Source organism: Micromonospora maris AB-18-032 (assembly GCF_000204155.1).
GTDB lineage: Bacteria > Actinomycetota > Actinomycetes > Mycobacteriales > Micromonosporaceae > Micromonospora > Micromonospora gifhornensis.
This window is the reverse complement of the sequence record NC_015434.1, coordinates 5,378,695-5,398,526: the sequence shown is the minus strand read 5'-3', so window position 1 is coordinate 5,398,526 and position 19,832 is coordinate 5,378,695. Positions and strand designations below refer to the sequence as shown.

The window sequence follows — 19,832 nt, the reverse complement described above, 5'->3', positions numbered from 1 at the left end:
CCGGATTCTGCCCGATCGTCTGACAACTGGCTAGGGCGAACGGCTTGATCGTCGCATCTCTGACTGAACGAACGGACGATACCCGAGGGGCTGCTTGGCCGCGAGTACCTACCGTTCCGCTCAGGTGGCCCCGCCCTGACCAGTCTCGTTGTCGTCCCGTAGGTAGGCGGGTACGGCCCGGACGGCGGCGATCCGGGCGGTGATCCCGGAATTTTCCAGTGCCTCCGCGAGTCGGCGGCGCAACTCGCGGCCCACGGCGGCCTGCCCGTCGGCGGTGGTCTTGACCACCGTGCGGATGACCGTGCCGTCCACCGTCACCTGTTCCACCCCGAGCACCTCGGGGGGCTCGACGATGGAGGCCGCCAGCTCCGGGTCCACCGCGACCGAAGCGGCTGCGGTACGCAGCACCGCCGTGGCCTCCTCGGTGCCGGCGAAGCCGATCGGCAGGTCGACCACCACCAGCGCCCAACCCTGACTCTTGTTGCCCACCCGGACGATCTCGCCGTTGCGGATGTACCAGAGCACCCCCCGCCCGTCACGAACGGTGGTGACTCGCAGACCGACCGCCTCGACCACGCCGCTCGCCTCGCCGAGGTCGACGTTGTCGCCGACCCCGTACTGGTCCTCGATCAACATGAACAGGCCGGCGATCAGGTCCTTGACCAGACTCTGCGCACCGAAGCCGAGCGCCACACCGGCGATGCCGGCGCTGGCCAGCAACGGGGCCAGGTCGAAGCTGAACTCCTTGAGCACCATCAGGACGGCGATGCCGAAGATGAACGCCGTACTCAGGCTGCGCAGCACCGATCCGATCGCCTCGGCCCGCTGGCGGCGTCGCTCCGGGACGAATTCGCCGGGCTCGGTCGCGGCGCTCGGGATGCGCTCGCGCAGCGGCCGGAGCATGGTCGGTACGCCCGCATCGGTGGTGGTGCGCACCAGCCGGCGGATGGTTCGGTGCACCAGCCAACGGGCGGCGATCGCCAGCATCAGGATCAGGATGATCCGCAGCGGTTTGACCAGGATCCAGTAGCTGCCCTCGGCGAACCACACCGAGTCGGAGTATTTCCATACCCACTTGCAGACGACCTCGTCCAGGCACTCGGGACTGGGGGTGTCCTCCGGGCCGGGGGTGGGCGTACCGGGAACGAGGCTGAGCATGCTGACGGTCACCCTGTTTTCGTACCGCAAGCATCCGGTCGACCCATGACCGACCCACCGCCGGGTGACCCGAGGCGCGCTCGCCGCCGGATCTGTCGTGAAAGCTCCGCCAGGTACCCAGGATTAGTGCGTGCATTCGCCGGTCCGATCAGGGACGATTGGCGCAACGGACGTCGGTGAACCGGCCGGCGTCGACGTGGTGTATGGCTGCGGCCTGCGCCGGTCGGCGGTGGCGAGTGAAAAGCCGCTTGACCGGGAGGGTGACGCGATGCCTGACATACGACCCACGGTGGGCTCCGGCGCGCTGGTCCTCAACGCCACCTATGAGCCGCTGTGTGTCGTGTCGGTGCGCCGCGCCGCGATCCTCGTGCTCTCCGCCAAGGCGGTCTGTGTCGCCGACGGCGAGGGTGTGCTGCACAGCGCCCGCAGCGCGTTACCGGTGCCCTCGGTGGTCCGACTCACCCGGTTCGTCCGGGTGCCCTACCGCACCCACGTCGGCCTGTCCCGCCGGGCGATCTTCGCCCGGGACGGCTGGCGCTGCGCCTACTGCCGAGGGCCCGCCGAGACCATCGACCACGTCTTCCCGCGCAGCCGGGGTGGCCCGCACGCCTGGGAGAACGTGGTCGCCGCCTGCGCCCGGTGTAACCACACGAAGGGCGACAAGACCCCCGCCGAGCTGGGCTGGCGACTGCACTCGCTGCCCGCCGCACCGAAGGGGATCGCCTGGCGGGTGCTCGGTCACCGCGCACCCGACCCCCGCTGGGCCGACTGGCTCGACCTCCGCGAACCCGAAGCCGCCTGACCTCCGGTCGACGACTCACCGCGCCTCCACCAGCGAAGCGAACACGATCACGTTGTCCGCGTAGCCCGTCTCGCCGCCGACCCAGCGTCCACCGCAGGTGATCAGCCGCAGCTGCGGCCGGCTGAAGTCGCCGAAGACCTCGTCGGCGGGCAGCGCCTCCTTGTCGTACCGGCCGACCCGGTCGACCTCGAAGATCGCGACCGTACCGTCGGTGCGGGCCACCTCGACCCGGTCGCCGGCCCGCAGTTGCCGCAGGTCCTGGAAGACCGCCGGCCCGGTGCTGGTGTCGACGTGTCCGACGATGACGGCGGGGCCGTACTGCCCCGGGGTGGGGCCCTGGTCGTACCAGCCGGCCTCCTGGGCGCGTTCCGCGGTCGGCGCGGCGATGCTGCCGTCCGCGGCGACGCCCACGTTGTGCACCGGCGCGGCCAGGTCGATCTTGTTGATCTCGATGCCGACCGGTTGGCTCGCCGGCAGCAGTGGAAATTTCTTCGGCGGCGGCGCCAGCCCGGCGATGAAGCGGTCCGGCAGCAGGTTCGTACCGGTAAGCCGTTCGACCCCGAGCATCGTGATGATCAACAACATCAGGCTGCCGATCACCAGGACGGGCAGTCCGGGGCTGGCGCGGAGGCTGCGTCGGGCCGCTGCCGGCCAGGCGCGACGCGGCCGTGGTGGCACGGGTGCGGCCGACGGGTCAGGTGTGGCGATGCTGGCCGAACCCATCTGGGCGGTGACCCGGCCGAGCCGACCGGCCACGGCCGTCACCGTCCGCCAGAGTCGGTAGCTGCGGCGGGTGACGGTCCGGGGCGGGGCGGGACGCGGTTCGGGCACCGGAACACGGTGGCCGATCATGGCACCCGCCTGTGGTCAGGAACCGGTCCGGCGTCGGCTACTGATCAGCCCGAAGACCACCGCCGCGGCCACCACGGCGGCGCCGCCGAGCAGCAGCGTCGAACCGGTGCCCGGTCCGGCGGTGCCACCGCCACCGGTCGCCGGGCCCTTGGTGGGCTGCTGCATGTTCAGTACGGTCAGCGTGGTGCTGGCCGTCTGGCCGTTGTTGCAGCGCAGGTTCACCGGATAGTCCCCGGCGGCCTTGTTGCTCGGCACCGTGACGTCGCCGGTGAGGAAGCCGTTGTCCGGTCGGAGGAAGACCCGGTTGAACGCCTCCGAGTCGACCTCGGCCTGCCGGTTGTTGGCGTTGTCGCAGCTGGCCCGCAGGTGCACCCGGGATCCGGCCTGCACACTGTTCGGGGTCACCTCGATGAAGGTGTTCTCACCCGCCCGGGCGGGCCCGGCACCGACCAGGACGAACGCCCCGATCAGCGCGAACACTCCGAGAAGTCGGACGATGGTCGAGGAGGCGTGCAGCACTCCTCCGTACGATCGCAGACCCCGCATGATCCTCCCTCCCGGCACCGGTGTCCCGGCCCTGCTGGGGTGACCCGCGGTGCTTTCCCCCTGCTCCCGCTGCTAACCCGGCGTGCGCAACCGCTGACTCGGAACACGGGGCCAGAGGGGGTCAAGCAGGGCGTCCCCTGCCGGGGGCGGTGACCGGGGGCACGTCCGGGCATCTGGTCAGCGGCTGCCAGTTGAGGGGGGAGGAGAGCACCATGGTGCTCGACGGCTGCCCGTACGGGGCGAGTCGGTCGATGACCCCCTCGAACTCCCCGATCGACCCGGCCGCGACCTTCAGCACACTGCACGCGTCGCCGGTGATCCGGTGGATCTCCAGGATCTCCGGCCAGGTGGCGACGTCCGGGTCGTGCAGGATGCAGCGAGCGCCGTAGCAGGACATCCGGATCAACGCGACCACCGTCCGGCCGGCTCGGGTCAGGTCGACGTGCGCGTGGTACCCGGTGATCACCCCGCTCTCCTCCAACCGGCGTACCCGCTCGGCCACCGCAGGTGGGGACAGGTGCACCCGCCGGGACAGCTCGCTGAACGACAACCGTGCGTCGGCCTGCAACTCGCGCAGCAGGGCCCAGTCCATCTCGTCCACGCGTCGACCTTACGTCTGACAAGTCGAATGCGGCCAGCGCCTCACGTTTGACAGGTCCGCCGGGCGTAGCGCCGTTGAACAGGCATTCCATCGGGGGGTGACGCCGCGAGATCATGACTGGAATCGCCAGCCAGGAAGGAGTGGACGGATGGAGCAGACCGAGCTGCGCCCGGGAACCCGGACGGCGGTGCGTCCGGTGACGGGCAAGCAGCGGGCGGCCCGTGCCGCCCGCAACGGCGGCGAGCCGACCCTGGAGTTCGCCGAGCGGGTGCCGTACGACGCCTATGTGCAGGCCAGCACGCTGCACACGTTGCAGCAGCCGCTGAGTGACGACCCCGGCGAGATGTCCTTCCTGATGGTCAGCCAGATCATGGAGCTGTACTTCGGGCTGACCTGCCACGAGCTGCGGGAGACCTCCCGGCTGCTGCGCACCGACCGGGTCTGGGAGGCGTTGGCCCCGCTGCGCCGCGCCGCGCTGCACCTGGAGGCCCTCAACGCGGCCTGGCACGGGTTGCGCTGGATGACCCCGGCCGACTTCAACCGCTTCCGCAACCTGCTCGGCGAGGGCTCCGGCTTCCAGTCGGCGATGTACCGCCACCTGGAGTTCCTGCTGGGGCTGCGGGACGCGGCGCTGATCCGCCCGTTCCGCCGGCAGACCGAGGTGTATGCCGACCTGAACGCCACCCTGGCCACCCCCAGCGTCTGGGACGAGGTGGTCGCCCTGCTCGCCCGGCACGGCCACGACATCCCCGCCGACCTGCTCGACCGGGACATCCGCGACGAGCACCAGCCGCACGCCGCGGTCGAGGCGGCCTGGGTCCGCATCTACGGTGACAGCGGTCCGGACAACCACCTGCGGATGCTCGGCGAGGCGCTGACCGAGGTGGCCGAGCAGTTCGGCGACTGGCGGCACCACCACGTCAAGGCGGTGCAGCGCACCATGGGTGCCAAGGTCGGCAGCGGCGGTTCGGCGGGGCTGGCGTGGCTGCAACGCAGCATGGCCCGGGTGGTCTTCCCGGAGCTGTGGTCGGCCCGGACGGCGATGTGAGGCGAGGATGAACCAGAACGAGACAATGAGTGCCGGTGAGGCCGAGGCGCTGCGCCTGGACGCCGCCGAGCCGGGCCACCGGCACCTGTTCCACGTGCCCCCGGCCGACGGCGGGCGCTACCCGGAGACCGCATACCTGGCGGGCAACTCGCTCGGCCTGCAACCCAAGGCCACCCGTACGGAGTTGCTGGCCGACCTGGAGGCCTGGAGCCGGCTCGGCGTGGAGGGCCACCTGGAGGCGGAGCGCCCCTGGTTGCCGTACCACGAGTTGCTGACCGCGCCGGCGGCCCGGCTGGTCGGCGCGCTGCCCAGCGAGACCGTGGTGATGAACTCGCTGACGGTCAACCTGCACCTGCTGATGGTCAGCTTCTACCGGCCGGCCGGCGAGCGGACCCGGATCGTCATCGAGGACAGCGCCTTCCCCTCGGACAGCTACGCGGTGCGCAGCCAGGCCCGGTTCCACGGGCTGGACCCGGACACCACTGTGGTCCGGCTCACCCCGCGCCCCGGTGAGGAGAACCTGCGTACCGAGGACGTGACCGCGTTCCTGGCGGCGGAGGGGCACACCGTCGCACTGGTGCTGCTCGGCGGGGTCAACTACCTCACCGGCGAGCTGATGGACATCCCCACCATCACCGCCGCCGGCCGGGCCGCCGGTGCCGTGGTGGGCTGGGACCTGGCGCACGCGGCGGGCAACGTGCCGCTGTCGCTGCACGACTGGGACGTCGACTTCGCGGCCTGGTGCTCGTACAAGTACCTCAACTCCGGTCCGGGCGCGCTGGGCGGCGTCTTCGTGCACGAGCGCCACCACGGCGACCCCGCGCTGCACCGGTTCGAGGGCTGGTGGAGCACGGCGGCGGCGACCCGGTTCGAGATGACCCCGGTGAGCCGGCCACCGGCCACCGTCGAGGCGTGGCAGATCTCCAACCCGCCGATCTTCGCGATGGGCCCGGTGCGTACCTCGCTGGAGTTGTTCGACTCGGTCGGCATGCCGGCGCTGCGCGAGCGCAGCCTGCGGCTCACCGGCTACCTGGAGCGGCTGCTCGACGAGGTGGTCGCCGACCGGCCGTTGACCGTGGTCACCCCGCGTGACCCGAGCCGGCGCGGCTGCCAGCTGTCGGTCCGTATCGGCGTGGGCACCGCAAACGAACTGACCAAGCGGCTGCGCCACGAGCACGGGGTGATCGCCGACGCCCGGCAGCCGGACGTGGTGCGGTTCGCCCCGGTGCCGCTCTACTCGACGTACCACGACTGCTGGCGGGTCGCCGACGCGCTGGCCGCGACGGTGGAGGCCAGCGCGTGAACACCCGGCAGGACGAGATCGCGGTGGTGGGTGCCGGTCTGGCCGGCTGCCTGTTGGCCTGCTACCTGGCCCGGCGAGGTCACTCGGTCACACTCTACGAGCGGCGACCCGATCCCCGGGTCGGTACGCCCGAGCGGGGCCGCTCGATCAACCTGGCGCTCTCCGAGCGGGGTCTGGACGCGCTGCGCCGCATCGGCCTCGACGAGCAGGTGATGGCCGACGCGTTGCCGATGCGCGGCCGGATGGTGCACCCGGTGGTGGGCGAGCCCGACTTCCAGTCGTACAGCGCCGAGGGTGACCGGGCGATCAACTCGATCAGCCGGGGTGCGTTGAACAACGCGCTGCTGGACGCCGCCGCCAAGCTGCCGCAGGTGCGGGTCGCCTTCGACCACCGGCTGGTCGGGCTCGACCCGGCCACCGCGCAGATGACCTTCGAAACCCCGCAGGGCACGGTCACCGCGAACGCCACGGTCGTGCTCGGCGCCGACGGCGCCGGTTCGGCCGTACGCGGACAGCTGCTCGAACACGGCCTGCTCACCGAGAGCGTCGACTTCCTCGACTACGGCTACAAGGAACTCACCATCCCGCCGCTGGGTGGCGACTTCGCCCTCGACCCGGGTGCGCTGCACATCTGGCCGCGCGGCACGTCGATGATGATCGCCCTGCCGAACCCGGACCGCTCCTTCACCTGCACCCTGTTCTGGCCCAACCACGGCACCGCCAGCTTCTCCTCGTTGGGCAGCAAGGCGGCGATCGAGCGGTACTTCGCCCAGCACTACCCGGACCTGCCGCCGCTGGCCCCGAACCTGGTCGACGACTACCAGCACAACCCGGTCGGCGTGCTCGGCACCGTGCGGTGCGACCCGTGGCAGTTCGACGGGCGGGTGGGCCTGCTCGGTGACGCCGCGCACGCCATCGTGCCGTTCTACGGCCAGGGCGCGAACTGCGCCTTCGAGGACGTGGTGGAGCTCGACACCTGCCTCGACGAGTGCGGCGACGACTGGGCCGCGGCCCTGCCGCTGTACCAGCAACGCCGGCAGGACAACGCCGAGGCGATCGCGCAGATGGCGCTTGCCAACTTCGTGGAGATGCGCGACAAGGTCGCCTCGCCGGTGTACCAGACCCGCAAGAAGGTCGAGCACGCCCTGGAGCGGGCGCTGCCGGGCCGCTACGTCTCCCAGTACGAACTGGTCTCCTTCACCACCGTCCCGTACGCCCAGGTGCGTCGCCGGGTCCGCCGGCAGTACCAGGTGCTCGGCGCGGTGGCGGCCGGTGCGGCGGCGGTGCTGGCCGGTGCGGTGCTCGCTCTCGGACGCCGGAGGCGCGGATGACGCTCTGGGATCCTCGGCGGATGACCGGCCACGCGCCGGACGGCCCCGGGCTGCTGCGCAACTTCGTCGGCGGCGAGTTCGTCTCGGCCGGTGAGCGGTTCACCAAGCGCTCCCCGGTGACCGGCGAGCCGGTCTTCGAGGTGGTCGAGGCCAGCCGCTCCACAGTGGACGACGCGGTCTCCGCGGCCCGGGCGGCGCAGCGTGGACCGTGGGGCCGGATGGGGGAGCGCGAACGCGCCGAGGTGCTGCGCCGGGTCGCCGACGAGCTGGAGCGCCGCTTCGACGACCTGGTTGCCGCCGAGGTCGCCGACACCGGCAAGGCCATCTCCCAGGCCCGGACGCTGGACATCCCGCGCGGTGCGGCCAACTTCCGCGCCTTCGCCGAGATCGTGGCGACCGCGCCCACGGAGTCGTTCACCACGGTCACCCCGACCGGCGGCCGGGCGCTGAACTACGCGGTACGCAAACCGGTAGGCGTGGTGGCCGTCATCGTGCCGTGGAACCTGCCGCTGCTGCTGCTCACCTGGAAGGTCGCCCCCGCACTGGCCTGCGGCAACGCCGTGGTGGTCAAGCCCAGCGAGGAGACCCCCGCCTCGGCCACCCTGCTGGCCGAGGTGATGGCCGCCGCCGGCGTACCCGACGGGGTGTTCAACCTGGTGCACGGCTTCGGCCCGGATTCCGCAGGTGAGTTCCTCACCCGGCACCCCGGTGTCGACGCGATCACGTTCACCGGTGAATCGTCCACGGGCGGGGCGATCATGCGGGCCGCCGCCGACGGGGTGAAGGCGGTCAGCTTCGAGTTGGGCGGCAAGAACGCCGGGCTGGTCTTCGCCGACGCCGACCTGGACGCGGCCGTCGAAGGCTCGGTGCGGTCCAGCTTCACCAACGGTGGGCAGGTCTGCCTGTGCACCGAACGGATCTACGTGCAGCGGCCGGTGTTCGAGGAGTTCACCGCCCGACTCGCCAAGCGCGCCGAGGAGTTGGCGTACGGCTGGCCGGCCGACGAGGCGACGGTGAACATGCCGCTGATCTCGCACGGGCACCGCGACAAGGTGCTCGGCTACTACGACCTGGCCCGGACCGAGGGCGCGCAGGTGCTGGCCGGTGGGGCAGTGCCGCGCTTCGGTGACGCCCGCGACGGCGGCGCGTACGTGCAGCCGACGGTGCTGACCGGGCTCGGCCCGCAGGCCCGTACCAACACCGAGGAGATCTTCGGCCCGGTGGTGCACGTGGCACCCTTCGACGACGAGGACGAGGCGTACGCGCTGGCCAACGGCACCGAGTACGGCCTGGCGGCGGCGGTCTGGACCCGGGACGTGGGTCGGGCGCACCGGGCCGGGCAGCGGCTGGACGCCGGCATCGTCTGGGTCAACACCTGGTTCCTGCGGGACCTGCGCACCCCCTTCGGTGGGGTGAAGGCCTCCGGCATCGGCCGTGAGGGCGGCGTGCACTCGCTCGACTTCTACTCCGAACTCACAAACGTCTGCGTGGACCTGTCATGAGCGACCTTCAGCGAGCGGCCGAGGAACTGACCGAGGCCCGGACCAGTGGCAAGCCCTGCCCACCCCTGCGTGGGCGGCTGCTGCCCGAGGGCGACGTGGCCGCGGCGTACGAGGTGCAGCAGCACCAGGTACGCCAGTGGCTGGCCGCCGGGCAGCGTCGGGTGGGCGCGAAGATCGGCCTGACCTCCCGGGCGGTGCAGGAGAACCTCGGCGTGTACGAGCCGGACTTCGGCGTCCTCACCGACGTCATGGCCGTGCCGGACGGCGCCGAGGTGCCGATCGATCGGCTGCTCCAACCCCGGGTGGAGGCGGAGATCGCCTTCGTGCTCGGCGCCGACCTGCCCGACGAACGGGTCACAAGCGTCGACGTGATCCGCGCCGTCGACCACCTGCTGCCGGCCATCGAGATCGTCGACTCGCGGGTGGCCGGCTGGGACATCTCCATCGTGGACACGGTGGCGGACAACGCGTCAAGTGGGCTGTTCGTGCTCGGCACCGCGCCCCGCCGACTCGCCGACGTGGACCTGCGGCTGTGCGGGATGGTGCTGGAGCACGCCGGGGAACCGGTGTCGGTCGGTGCCGGCGCGGCCTGCCTCGGCAACCCGCTGCACGCGGTGGCCTGGTTGGCCACCACGATGGCCCGCGCCGGTGAGCCGCTGCGCGCCGGTGACGTGGTGCTTTCCGGCGCCCTCGGCCCGATGGTGGCGGTCACCCCCGGCGCGGCGTACGAGGCCCGGATCTCCGGCCTCGGCTCGGTGCGGACCTGTTTCTCCCGGGAGGCGAAAGGTGGCTCGTCATGAGCGTCGGTGTGGCGGTGATCGGGTCGGGCAACATCGGCACCGACCTGATGATCAAGGTACTGCGGCTCAGTGAGAGCCTGCGGATGGTGGCGATGGTCGGCATCGACCCGGACTCCGACGGTCTGGCCCGGGCCCGCCGCCTCGGCGTGGCGACCACCGCCGAAGGCGTGGACGGCCTGGTGAAGATGCCCGAGTTCGCCGACGTCGAACTGGTCTTCGACGCCACCTCCGCCGGTGCGCACCGACACAACGACGCGGTGCTGCGCGCCCATGGCCGCCGGGTCGTCGACCTGACCCCGGCCGCTATCGGCCCGTACGTGGTGCCGCCGGTCAACCTGGACGAGCACCTGACCGAGCCGAACGTCAACATGGTCACCTGCGGCGGTCAGGCGACCGTGCCGATCGTCGCCGCGGTACGCCGGGTCACCCCGGTGGCGTACGGCGAGATCGTCGCCTCGATCTCCTCCCGTTCGGCCGGTCCGGGCACCCGCGCCAACATCGACGAGTTCACCGAGACCACCGCGCGGGCCATCGAGGTGGTCGGCGGCGCCGACCGGGGCAAGGCGATCATCGTGCTCAACCCGGCGGAGCCGCCGCTGCTGATGCGCGACACCGTCTACTGCCTCTGCCCGGATCCGGACGCCGACCGGTCCGCCATCGCCGCCTCGGTCGCCGACATGGTCGTCGGCGTGCAGGAGTACGTCCCCGGTTACCGGCTCAAGCAGGACGTGCAGTTCGACCGGGTGGACACCTACGTGCCGTCGCTCGGGCGGCAGCTGACCGGCCTTCAGGTCTCGGTCTTCCTGGAGGTCTCCGGTGCCGGGCACTACCTGCCCGCGTACGCCGGGAACCTGGACATCATGACCTCGGCCGCGCTGCGTACCGCCGAGCGGCTGGTCGCCCTCCGCGGGACGGTGAGCGCATGAACGAGCTGTACATCCAGGACGTGACGCTGCGCGACGGCATGCACGCCATCGGGCACCGCTACACCGTGGACCAGGTGCGGACCATCGCTGCGGCGTTGGACGCCGCCGGGGTGGCCGCGATCGAGGTGGCGCACGGTGACGGGTTGGCCGGGTCGAGTGTCAACTACGGCCACGGTGCGGCAAGCGACGCCGAGTGGATCGCGGCGGCGGCCGAGGTGATGACGAACGCGAAGCTGACCACCCTGCTGCTGCCCGGTATCGGCACCATCGCCGACCTGAAGGCGGCCAAGGCCCTCGGGGTGACGAGTGTGCGGATCGCCACGCACTGCACCGAGGCGGACATCTCCGCGCAGCACATCTCCTGGGCGCGGGACAACGGCATGGACGTGTCCGGGTTCCTGATGATGTCGCACATGAACGACCCGGCCGGACTGGCCACGCAGGCCAAACTGATGGAGTCGTACGGGGCGCACTGCGTCTACGTCACCGACTCCGGTGGCCGGCTGCTGATGTCCGACGTGGCGCAACGGGTCGACGCGTACCGGCAGGTCCTCGAACCGACGACGGAGATCGGCATCCACGCGCACCACAACCTGTCGCTCGGCGTGGCCAACAGCGTGGTCGCCGTGGAACACGGCCGCATCGTCGGTGACGGGCCGCTCGGGTCGCCGTCCGGGCGTACCGTCCGGGTGGACGCCTCACTGGCCGGGATGGGTGCCGGGGCGGGCAACGCCCCGCTGGAGGTCTTCGTCGCGGTCGCCGAACTGCACGGCTGGAAGCACGGTTGTGACGTGTTCGCGCTGATGGACGCCGCCGACGACATCGTCCGTCCGTTGCAGGACCGGCCGGTCCAGGTCGACCGCGAGACCCTCTCCCTCGGGTACGCGGGGGTCTACTCCAGCTTCCTGCGGCACGCCGAACGCGCCTCGGCCCGGTACGGCGTCGACGTCCGCTCGATCCTGGTCGAGTTGGGGCGGCGTCGGATGGTCGGCGGCCAGGAGGACATGATCGTCGACGTGGCGCTGGACCTGGCCCGCGACGGTGCCGCTGAGCCGGCCCGCGACGGCGCCGGGGATCCGGCGGTCACGCAAGCACGAACCGAGGAGCAGGCATGAGCGGGCTGGACCCGGCCGGCATCGCCGAGCAGTTGGACAAGGCCGCCACCACCGCCACCGCGATCCCGCAACTGGCCGCCGAGGTCGGCCTCGACGTCGACGCCGCGTACGGGGTGCAGACCGCCCTCGTGCAGCGCCGCCTCGACCGGGGCGAGCGGCTGGTCGGCCTGAAGATGGGGCTGACCAGCAAGGCGAAGATGGCCCAGGTCGGCGTCGACGAGGTGATCTGGGGGCGGCTCACCGACGCGATGTGGGTGCCCGACGGCGGCAGCGTCGACGTGTCGACCTACATCCACCCCCGGGTCGAGCCGGAGGTGGCGTTCCTGCTGGACCGCCTGCCCGAGCCGGGCGAGCCGCTCGGCGCGTTCACCGACGCCGTCCGCGCGGTCGCCCCGGCGATCGAGCTGATCGACTCCCGGTACGCGAACTTCACCTTCTCCCTGCCGGACGTGATCGCCGACAACACCTCGGCCGCCGCCTTCGTGGTCGGTCCCTGGTCGCCGGTGCCGGACGGGCTGGACAACCTCGGGGTACTGCTGGAGATCGACGGCCGGGTAACGCAGGTCGGCTCGACCGCGGCGATCCTCGGCGACCCGCGCCGGGCCCTCGACGAGGGCGTCCGCCTGGCCGGACGGCACGGGGTGCGGCTGCGCGAGGGCTGGGTGTTCCTGGCCGGCGCGGCCACCGCCGCTGTCCCGCTGCGGCCCGGCGCTCAGGTCCGGGCAGTCGTCGAGAAGCTCGGCACCGCCACCTTGAAGGCCGCGTCATGAGCGCGGACGGGGCGCGGGTCGTCGCCGGGAAGGCCGTACCCCGTGGTGCGTTCCCGCACGTCAAGGTGGCGAACGGGTTCGTCTTCGTGTCGGGTACGTCGTCGCGGCGGCCGGACAACAGCTTCGCCGGAGTGTCGGTCGACGAGTTCGGTACGACGGACCTGGACATCCGGGTGCAGACCCGCGCGGTGATCGAGAACATCGGTGACCTGCTGCGTTCGGTCGGCGCCGAGCTGTCCGACCTGGTGCAGGTGACGTCGTACCTGGTCAACATGAACGATTTCGGTGGGTACAACGAGGTGTGGGCGGAGTTCTTCGACGCCACCGGACCGACCCGGACGACCGTGGCCGTGCACCAGTTGCCGCATCCGCACCTGCTGATCGAGATGCAAGCCGTGGCCGTGCTGCCCCAGGGAGGTCAGTCGTGAGTGAGATCGCCGAGCCGTTCAGCTTTCCGGGCTGGATCGCCGAGAACCAGCACCTGCTCAAGCCGCCGGTGGGCAACAAGGAGATGTTCCCCGGGTCCGACGACTTCATCGTGATGGTGGTGGGTGGGCCCAACCAGCGCACCGACTTCCACGTCGACCCGTACGAGGAGTTCTTCTACCAGGTCAAGGGCAACATGCACATCAACCTGATGACCCCGCAGGGGCCGCGTACGGTGCACGTGCGCGAGGGTCAGATGTGGATGCTGCCGCGCAACGTCCCGCACTCGCCGCAGCGCCCGGAGCCCGGCTCGATCGGCGTGGTGGTGGAGCGGGTCCGCCCGGAGGGCACGCTGGAGAAGTTCCAGTGGTACTGCCCCGAGTGCGGGCACAAGGTGCACGAGGTCGAGTTGCAGGTCCGCGACATCGCCGCCGACCTGCCCCCGGTGTTCGGCGCGTTCTACGCCGACGAGACGGCGCGCACCTGCGACAACTGCGGCACCCTGCACCCGGGCAAGGGCTGATGGCCCAGCCGCTGACCCACCCGGTGGTGGACGTGCACTCGCACGTCGTACCGAAGGGGTGGCCGGACCTCGCCGTGGCCTGCGGCGGGTCCGGCTGGCCCTGGCTGCGGATCGACTCGGAACGCGCCGCCATGATCATGGTCGGGGAGACCGAGTTCCGCCCGATCGGTGCACAGTGCTGGGACGCGCCGACCCGGCTGGCCGACATGACCGAAGACGGGGTCGATGTGCAGGTTGTCTCGCCCACCCCGGTCTTCTTCAGCTACGAGCGCCCGGCCGATCAGGCGGTGAAGGTGGCCCGCATCTTCAACGACCTGACCCTGGAGGTCACCGCGGCCGGTGGCGACCGGCTGCTGCCCTTCTGCCAGGTGCCGTTGCAGGACCCGGACGCGGCCTGCGCCGAGGTGGACCGCTGCCTGGCGGCCGGCCACGTCGGCGTGGAGATCGGTAACCACGTCGGCGACCGGGACCTGGACGACGCCGGGATCGTGACGTTCCTGACCCACTGCGCGCAGGTCGGCGCCCCGGTCTTCGTGCACCCATGGGACATGCCGGGCGGCCCCCGCCTCGACCGCTGGATGGCCCGCTGGCTCACCGGGATGCCGGCCGAGACCCACCTGTCGGTGCTGTCGATGATCCTCGGCGGGGTCTTCGACAAGGTGCCGCCCAGCCTGCGGATCTGCTTCGCGCACGGCGGCGGCAGCTTCCCGTTCTGGCTGGGACGGGCCGACAACGCCTGGCACCGCCGAGGCGACCTGGTACGCGGTGCCTCCGCCGCCCCGCCCAGCTCGTACGTCGACCGGTTCTTCGTCGACTCGGTGGTCTTCGCGCCACCGGCGCTGCGCCTGCTGGTGGACACCATGGGCGTCGACCAGGTGCTGCTCGGCAGCGACTATCCGTACCCGCTGGGGGAGCGGCCGGTCGGCCAGGTGATCCACGACGCCGACTTCCTCACCGAGGACCAGCGCGCACTGTTGCTGGGCGGCAATGCCCGACGCTTCCTGTACGGCTGACCGGGGCACCCGCCCCTGACCCGCAGCGGTCGTGCTCGAAGTGGCTGAAATCGGTCATCTTGATCGGCGCGTGGCAACCGCATCGTGCTGGCGGGCAGGGCAGGATGGCGGTATGGCCGAGCCGCACGACCTGACCGCGTTGGAGCAGGCCGAGGCGATCGCCCGTGGTGAGTTGTCCAGCCTGGAGGTGGTCGAGCACCACCTGCGCCGCGTCGACGCGCTCGGCGACACCGTCGGCGCGTTCGTCACGGTCACCGCCGGCCAGGCCCGCGAGGCCGCCCGCGCCGCCGACGCGACACCGCCCGGTGAACGCGGGCCGTTGCACGGCGTATCGACCGCGATCAAGGACCTGACGTTGACCGCCGGGGTACGCACCACCTTCGGCTCGGCCGCCTTCGCCGACTTCGTCCCGCCGGTCGACGCCGACGTGGTGCGGTTCATCAAGGCGGCCGGACTGGTCAGCCTCGGCAAGACCACCACCTCCGAGCTGGGCTGCTCGCTCTACTCGGAGGGGTTGGTGGCCCCGCCGGCCCGTAACCCGTGGGACCTGTCGTACACCGCGGGTGGGTCCAGTGGAGGTGCGGCGGCGGCGGTGGCCGCGGGCCTGGTGCCGGTGGCGCAGGGTTCCGACGGTGGCGGCTCGCTGCGCATCCCGGCCTCCCTGTGTGGCCTGATCGGCTACAAACCCAGCCGTGGCCTGGTCTCCAGCGGTCCGCTCGGCTTCGGCGCCTACGGCCTGCCGAGCAACGGGCCGATCGGGCGTACGGTCGCCGACGTGGCCGCGTTGCTCGACGTGATGGCCGCTGCGGTGCCGGGCGAGCCGTACCTGCCGCCGGCCCCGCCGGCCGGGGGCTACCTGGGTGCGGCCCGGGCCGCCGCGCCGGGTCGGCTGCGGGTCGGCCGGTTCACCGCCGCGATGCTCGTCGACGAGCCCGTGCACCCGGACTGCGTCGCCGCGGTGGACCGGGCGGCCGCGCTGCTCACCGCCGCCGGCCACGAGGTGGTCGAGGTGCCACCGCCGCTCGGGCCGCAGGTCTGGCCGCTGTTCGAGACCCTCTGGTACGTCCTCGCGCTCACCCCGGTGCCGCCCGAAGGGGAGCACCTGCTGCTGCCGTTGACCCGCTTCATGCGGTCCCGAGGTGCCGACGTCTCCGCCGGCACCCTGACCACCACCCTGGGCGAACTTCAGGTGCAGGTACGCGCCGGTGTCCGCCGCACCGCCGGCTGTGACCTGCTGCTCTGCCCGACGTTGTCCGCGCCGCAGGCTCCGGTCGGCTGGTTCACGCAGGGGCGTACCCCGGAAGAGGACTTCGACCGGCAACGCCGCTTCTCGCCGTACTGTGCGGTGTTCAACGTCACGGGTGATCCGTCCGTCTCGTTGCCGGTCGGAACGACCGCCGAAGGGCTGCCGGTGGGGGTGCTCCTCACCGGACGGTACGGTGCCGACGCGACACTGATCGCCACAGCTGCGCAGCTTGAGGGCTCCTGTGGCGGTTGGGATCGCCACCCCGTGCTCTGGCGGGGCGTCGACTCCGCTAACGTGAGTGGCAGCGGAGTCGGGAGGTCACCGCGGTGATCCGTCACCCGATCCGGTCGAAGGTCTCTCTTTCCGCCTGGGGGCGTTGGGATTGTCTGTAACCGACACGTTGCTGGTCTTCGTCGGCATCCCGGCAGCCGTCGTGCTGGTGATCGCCGGCCTCGTGTACGCGGGCAGCAGCCGCGACGGCGGTGGCGGCGCGAAGCGCTACCGGCCGGGCCGTCCGTTCAACTTCACGCCGGTCTGGTTCCTCGGTCAGCCGGGCGAGCTGGCCGACTCGGCCGGCGCGGTGCTGGCCGCCGGTGCACAGGCACCGGCGTTGACCAGCCGCAAGCAGGAGCAGGCCGGCGTCGAGACGCCGGCCGGTGGAACCGGAGGCGCAAGTGACCGTTGGTGAGATGCAGCCCGAGACCGGGACGGAGCCCCGGCCCGACGTGCTCGACGGGCCGTTCTCGACCCGTCAGCTGCTGCGCATCGACGAGGCGCTGCGGCTGGCCGACCGGACGACCGGACTGGTCTTCTCGGTCTTCGTCGGCGGTCTCGACGAGCCGATCCGGGAGCACGCCGAGCGGCTGCACCGGCAGCTGGCCAACCCGGACCGCTCCGTGCTGATCGCCGTCTCGCCCAACCAGCGGCAGCTGGAGATCGTCACCGGCCGGTACGCCCGCAAGCGGGTCCCCGACACGTACGCCAAGATCGCTGCGCTGTCGATGGTGGCTTCGTTCGGCGGTGGCGACCTGGCCGGCGGCATCATTCAGGGCCTCGACCAGCTCTCCCGCTACGCCGGCAAGGGCTGACCGCTTCCGACACCACTGAGCCCGGCCCCCGCGACGTACGCGGAGGCCGGGCTCAGGTCTGTCTCAGGCGCTGCGCGCGTCCCGGGCCCGCGCCGCCACGGCCCGGACCACCCCGTCGCGGCCCTCGGCCACCAGCCGGCGCAGCGGTGCCGGGCTGCCCTGCTGCGCCAGCCAGGCGTCGGTCGCCTCGACGGTGTCCTCCTCGACCAGGTACGCCGGGTAGGCCAGCATCGCGAACTCCTGCGCCGGCTCGCTGTCCCGGCTGGCCCACACCTGCCCCACGACCTCGAAGTAGCGCGGCCGGTACGGCGTGATCAGCTCGACCTGCGCCGGGTGGCTGAAGCCCTGCAACAGCGCCCGGTTGCGCCAGTTCGGCAGCGCCTCGGCACCGGTCAGCTGCGCCCAGACGGCAGCCTTGTTCTCCGCGGTCGGCACCAGCGCGTGCGCGTACGCGGCCTCCCGCTCACCGCTGGAGGTCCGGTCCCGGGCCAGCTCGGCGTCGATCTCCGGCGCACCGGCCACCCCGTTGGCCACCAACGCCTGCAGCACGCTCCACCGCAGCTCGGTGTCGATGGTCAGCCCTTGCGTCACCTGCGTGCCGTCCAGCCAGCCGCGCAGCACGGCCAGGTCCTCCGGGTCGCGGGCCGCCGAGACGTACGCCCGGGCCCAGGCAAGCTGGAACCCGCTGCCCGGCTCGGCCGAGGCGAGGGCGGTCCGCGCGGTACGGGCCAGGTCGGCCCAGCCGGTGGGCGCCCAGGCCGGGTCGGCGTAGAAGGTCAGGGCGCTGCTCGCCTGGCGCAAAGTGGCGGTGACCAGGTTGATGTCCGTCTCGGCGGGCAGCCCGGCCAGCACCAGCGCGATGTAGTCGCGGGTGGCCAGTTCGGCGTCGCGGGTCATGTCCCACGCCGCCGTCCAGCACAGCGCCCGCGCCAGCGACGAGTCGAAACCGGCGATGTGCTGCACCACAGTGGCCATCGACCGCTCGTCCAACCGCAGCTTGGTGTAGGTGAGGTCGTCGTCGTTGAGCAGCAGCACGTCGGCCGCGGGCACGCCGACGAGCTGAGGCAGCTCGGTCAGCTCACCGTCGATGTCGACCTCCAGACGCTCCCGGCGGACCAGCCGGCCCTCGGTCAGGTCGTAGAGCCCGACGCCGATGCGGTGGGTACGCAGGGTCGGGTACCCCTCCGACGCCTCCTGCCGCACCACCACCTGCTGGTACGTGCCGTCCGGGCCGATGGTCAACTCGGGCCGCAGCGTGTTCACCTGCGCCGTCTCCAGCCACTGGCTGGCGAAGGTGCGCAGTTTGCGACCGGAGGCGGCCTCCAGTTCGGAGAGCAGGTCGTCGAAGGTGGCGTTACCCCAGGCGTACTTGGCGAAGTAGGCCCGCAGACCGGCCAGGAAGGACTCCAGGCCCACGTACGCGACCAGCTGCTTGAGCACGCTGGCGCCCTTGGCGTACGTGATGCCGTCGAAGTTGACCTCGACCGCCTCCAGGTCGGGCATCTCACAGTAGACCGGGTGGGTGGAGGAGAGCTGGTCCTGCCGGTAGCCCCAGTTCTTCCGGATCGACAGGAACGTCGTCCACGCCTCGGTGAACCGGGTGGCGTGCGTGTTGCACCAGTGGCTGGCCCACTCGGCGAAGGACTCGTTGAGCCACAGGTCGTTCCACCAGCGCATGGTGACCAGGTCACCGAACCACATGTGGGCCATCTCATGCAGGATCGTGTTGGCCCGCTGCTCGTACTCGAAGTCGGTGACCTGCGAGCGGAACAGGTAGTGCGACTCGGCGTGCGTGACACAGCCGAAGTTCTCCATCGCGCCGGCGTTGAAGTCCGGTACCCACAACTGGTCGTACTTCGGCAGCGGGTAGCGCACGCCGAACTGCTCGTGGAAGAAGTCGAAGCCCTGCTTGGTGATCAGGAACAGGTCGTCGCTGTCCAGGTACTGTGCCATCGAGGTCCGGCAGAACAGGCCCAGGTCGATGCCGTCGTGGCTGTCCCGCACCTCGTGGTACGGCCCGGCGCACAGCGCGGTGATGTAGGTGCTCATCCGCGCCGAGGTGGCGAAGTGGACGGTCTTGAGGTCGTCGCCGGCCGGTTCGACGCGCTCCACCGGTGCGTTGGAGATCACCTTCCAGTGCTCCGGGACGGTGGCGTGCCAGGTGTAGACGCTCTTGAGATCCGGCTGGTCGAAGCAGGCGAAGACCCGCTGGGCGTCGGCCGTCTCGAACTGGCTGTAGAGATAGGTCTCCCCGTCCACCGGGTCGACGCTGCGGTGCAGCCCCTGCCCCGAGTTCGAGTACGCGAAGTCCGCGTCGACGACCAGGACGTTCTCGCCGGCCAGCCCGGTAAGCGTCAGTCCCTTCTCGGCGGAGAAGCCGGCCAGGTCGATCGACGTGCCGTTCAGCGTCGCCGAACGCACCGAGTCCGCCGCCACCTCGATGAAGGTGCTGGCACCCGGTTCGGTGCAGCGGAAGTGCACCTCTGTGATCGACCGGAAGGTACGACCCCCCGCCGCGTGGACGGCGCTGGACAGGTCCAGATTGATGTCGTACCCCGTCACGTCGAGCAGGCGAGCCCGCTCGGTCGCCTCGACCTGCGTCAGGTTGCGCACTCCCGGCACGTTCGTCTCCATCCCGTTCTCGCCGTACGCCACGGCCACATCGTCGTGGACCGCCCGTGACGGCCCGTCCGATGCCGAGTCTTCCATGCGCGGGCACCCGGTGGTGGGCGAGGTCACGCAGCCGTTTCCGGCCCGACAGGGCGGGCAGGGAGTAAGGATC

At 71.2% G+C, this 19,832-nt stretch carries 20 protein-coding genes; 15 read left to right on the top strand and 5 right to left on the bottom strand.

Annotated elements, in window-relative coordinates; genetic code table 11:
- Positions 1-120: 120 nt before the first annotated feature.
- Positions 121-1,158: a mechanosensitive ion channel family protein gene (locus tag VAB18032_RS23805; RefSeq protein ID WP_043725544.1), complete on the bottom strand. Its 1,038-nt coding sequence runs from the start codon at positions 1,156-1,158 to the stop codon at positions 121-123.
- Positions 1,159-1,426: 268 nt separating this feature from the next.
- On the opposite strand from VAB18032_RS23805, the gene VAB18032_RS23800 reads away from it, so the two are divergent.
- A complete protein-coding gene (locus VAB18032_RS23800) occupies positions 1,427-1,960 on the top strand; it encodes an HNH endonuclease (RefSeq protein WP_043725542.1) in 534 nt (177 codons plus the stop codon).
- A 15-nt stretch (positions 1,961-1,975) separates the two neighbouring features.
- Here VAB18032_RS23800 and VAB18032_RS23795 read toward each other — a convergent pair whose 3' ends face one another.
- From VAB18032_RS23795 to VAB18032_RS23785, 3 genes are all read right to left on the bottom strand, one after another.
- Complete coding sequence (locus tag VAB18032_RS23795) at positions 1,976-2,812, bottom strand: class F sortase (protein WP_013735478.1); 837 nt, start codon at positions 2,810-2,812, stop codon at positions 1,976-1,978.
- Between the two features lie 15 nt (positions 2,813-2,827).
- Positions 2,828-3,292 (bottom strand): hypothetical protein, encoded by a 465-nt coding sequence (locus VAB18032_RS23790; protein WP_043725536.1) that lies wholly within the window; start codon positions 3,290-3,292, stop codon positions 2,828-2,830.
- A 187-nt stretch (positions 3,293-3,479) separates the two neighbouring features.
- Entirely contained in the window at positions 3,480-3,959 is a 480-nt protein-coding gene (locus VAB18032_RS23785; protein ID WP_013735476.1) for an Lrp/AsnC family transcriptional regulator, read from the bottom strand.
- Positions 3,960-4,107: 148 nt separating this feature from the next.
- On the opposite strand from VAB18032_RS23785, the gene VAB18032_RS23780 reads away from it, so the two are divergent.
- From VAB18032_RS23780 to VAB18032_RS23715, 14 genes are all read left to right on the top strand, one after another.
- A complete protein-coding gene (locus tag VAB18032_RS23780) occupies positions 4,108-5,007 on the top strand; it encodes a tryptophan 2,3-dioxygenase (protein ID WP_013735475.1) in 900 nt (299 codons plus the stop codon).
- A 25-nt stretch (positions 5,008-5,032) separates the two neighbouring features.
- Positions 5,033-6,310: a kynureninase gene (kynU, locus tag VAB18032_RS23775; protein WP_013735474.1), complete on the top strand. Its 1,278-nt coding sequence runs from the start codon at positions 5,033-5,035 to the stop codon at positions 6,308-6,310.
- Positions 6,307-7,641, top strand: coding sequence for an FAD-dependent oxidoreductase (locus VAB18032_RS23770; protein WP_013735473.1), 1,335 nt, complete (start codon positions 6,307-6,309; stop codon positions 7,639-7,641). Before kynU ends, VAB18032_RS23770 begins: the two co-directional genes overlap by 4 nt.
- A 20-nt stretch (positions 7,642-7,661) precedes the next feature.
- Entirely contained in the window at positions 7,662-9,143 is a 1,482-nt protein-coding gene (locus VAB18032_RS23765) for a 2-hydroxymuconic semialdehyde dehydrogenase (RefSeq protein WP_013735472.1), read from the top strand.
- A complete protein-coding gene (locus VAB18032_RS23760; RefSeq protein WP_013735471.1) occupies positions 9,140-9,943 on the top strand; it encodes a 2-keto-4-pentenoate hydratase in 804 nt (267 codons plus the stop codon). Before VAB18032_RS23765 ends, VAB18032_RS23760 begins: the two co-directional genes overlap by 4 nt.
- Entirely contained in the window at positions 9,940-10,869 is a 930-nt protein-coding gene (locus VAB18032_RS23755; RefSeq protein WP_013735470.1) for an acetaldehyde dehydrogenase (acetylating), read from the top strand. The genes VAB18032_RS23760 and VAB18032_RS23755 overlap by 4 nt, the downstream gene beginning before the upstream one ends.
- Positions 10,866-11,984 (top strand): 4-hydroxy-2-oxovalerate aldolase, encoded by a 1,119-nt coding sequence (dmpG, locus tag VAB18032_RS23750; protein WP_013735469.1) that lies wholly within the window; start codon positions 10,866-10,868, stop codon positions 11,982-11,984. The genes VAB18032_RS23755 and dmpG overlap by 4 nt, the downstream gene beginning before the upstream one ends.
- Positions 11,981-12,754 carry a 2-keto-4-pentenoate hydratase gene (locus tag VAB18032_RS23745; RefSeq protein WP_013735468.1) on the top strand — a complete coding sequence of 258 codons (774 nt, stop codon included), beginning with the start codon at positions 11,981-11,983 and terminating at the stop codon, positions 12,752-12,754. The genes dmpG and VAB18032_RS23745 overlap by 4 nt, the downstream gene beginning before the upstream one ends.
- Positions 12,751-13,182 (top strand): RidA family protein, encoded by a 432-nt coding sequence (locus VAB18032_RS23740; RefSeq protein ID WP_013735467.1) that lies wholly within the window; start codon positions 12,751-12,753, stop codon positions 13,180-13,182. Before VAB18032_RS23745 ends, VAB18032_RS23740 begins: the two co-directional genes overlap by 4 nt.
- Positions 13,179-13,703 carry a 3-hydroxyanthranilate 3,4-dioxygenase gene (locus VAB18032_RS23735; RefSeq protein WP_013735466.1) on the top strand — a complete coding sequence of 175 codons (525 nt, stop codon included), beginning with the start codon at positions 13,179-13,181 and terminating at the stop codon, positions 13,701-13,703. Before VAB18032_RS23740 ends, VAB18032_RS23735 begins: the two co-directional genes overlap by 4 nt.
- A gap of 11 nt (positions 13,704-13,714) precedes the next feature.
- On the top strand, positions 13,715-14,716 hold the full coding sequence (locus VAB18032_RS23730) for an amidohydrolase family protein (RefSeq protein ID WP_193386336.1): 1,002 nt from the start codon (positions 13,715-13,717) through the stop codon (positions 14,714-14,716).
- A 112-nt stretch (positions 14,717-14,828) separates the two neighbouring features.
- On the top strand, positions 14,829-16,292 hold the full coding sequence (locus VAB18032_RS23725) for an amidase (protein ID WP_013735464.1): 1,464 nt from the start codon (positions 14,829-14,831) through the stop codon (positions 16,290-16,292).
- Between the two features lie 46 nt (positions 16,293-16,338).
- On the top strand, positions 16,339-16,650 hold the full coding sequence (gene ctaJ, locus VAB18032_RS23720) for an aa3-type cytochrome oxidase subunit CtaJ (protein ID WP_431883010.1): 312 nt from the start codon (positions 16,339-16,341) through the stop codon (positions 16,648-16,650).
- Positions 16,637-17,050, top strand: a complete 414-nt coding sequence (locus VAB18032_RS23715) for a DUF5130 family protein (RefSeq protein WP_013735462.1) — start codon at positions 16,637-16,639, stop codon at positions 17,048-17,050. Before ctaJ ends, VAB18032_RS23715 begins: the two co-directional genes overlap by 14 nt.
- A 63-nt stretch (positions 17,051-17,113) precedes the next feature.
- Here the strand turns inward: VAB18032_RS23715 and pepN are convergent, their stop codons facing one another.
- The gene (pepN, locus tag VAB18032_RS23710; protein WP_043725528.1) at positions 17,114-19,663 is read right to left on the bottom strand and encodes an aminopeptidase N; all 2,550 of its coding nucleotides are present in this window, start codon (positions 19,661-19,663) and stop codon (positions 17,114-17,116) included.
- Between the last annotated feature and the right edge of the window lie 169 nt (positions 19,664-19,832).

What these genes read in the sequence shown, in the direction of transcription:
- VAB18032_RS23725 (WP_013735464.1), top strand. Translation starts at nt 14,829, where the DNA reads ATGGCCGAGCCGCACGACCTGACCGCGTTGGAGCAGGCCGAGGCGATC.
- dmpG (WP_013735469.1), top strand. Translation starts at nt 10,866, where the DNA reads ATGAACGAGCTGTACATCCAGGACGTGACGCTGCGCGACGGCATGCAC.
- VAB18032_RS23755 (WP_013735470.1), top strand. Translation starts at nt 9,940, where the DNA reads ATGAGCGTCGGTGTGGCGGTGATCGGGTCGGGCAACATCGGCACCGAC.
- VAB18032_RS23740 (WP_013735467.1), top strand. Translation starts at nt 12,751, where the DNA reads ATGAGCGCGGACGGGGCGCGGGTCGTCGCCGGGAAGGCCGTACCCCGT.
- kynU (WP_013735474.1), top strand. Translation starts at nt 5,033, where the DNA reads ATGAGTGCCGGTGAGGCCGAGGCGCTGCGCCTGGACGCCGCCGAGCCG.
- VAB18032_RS23745 (WP_013735468.1), top strand. Translation starts at nt 11,981, where the DNA reads ATGAGCGGGCTGGACCCGGCCGGCATCGCCGAGCAGTTGGACAAGGCC.
- VAB18032_RS23795 (WP_013735478.1), bottom strand. Translation starts at nt 2,812, where the DNA reads ATGATCGGCCACCGTGTTCCGGTGCCCGAACCGCGTCCCGCCCCGCCC.
- VAB18032_RS23805 (WP_043725544.1), bottom strand. Translation starts at nt 1,158, where the DNA reads ATGCTCAGCCTCGTTCCCGGTACGCCCACCCCCGGCCCGGAGGACACC.
- VAB18032_RS23800 (WP_043725542.1), top strand. Translation starts at nt 1,427, where the DNA reads ATGCCTGACATACGACCCACGGTGGGCTCCGGCGCGCTGGTCCTCAAC.
- VAB18032_RS23760 (WP_013735471.1), top strand. Translation starts at nt 9,140, where the DNA reads ATGAGCGACCTTCAGCGAGCGGCCGAGGAACTGACCGAGGCCCGGACC.
- VAB18032_RS23765 (WP_013735472.1), top strand. Translation starts at nt 7,662, where the DNA reads ATGACCGGCCACGCGCCGGACGGCCCCGGGCTGCTGCGCAACTTCGTC.
- VAB18032_RS23780 (WP_013735475.1), top strand. Translation starts at nt 4,108, where the DNA reads ATGGAGCAGACCGAGCTGCGCCCGGGAACCCGGACGGCGGTGCGTCCG.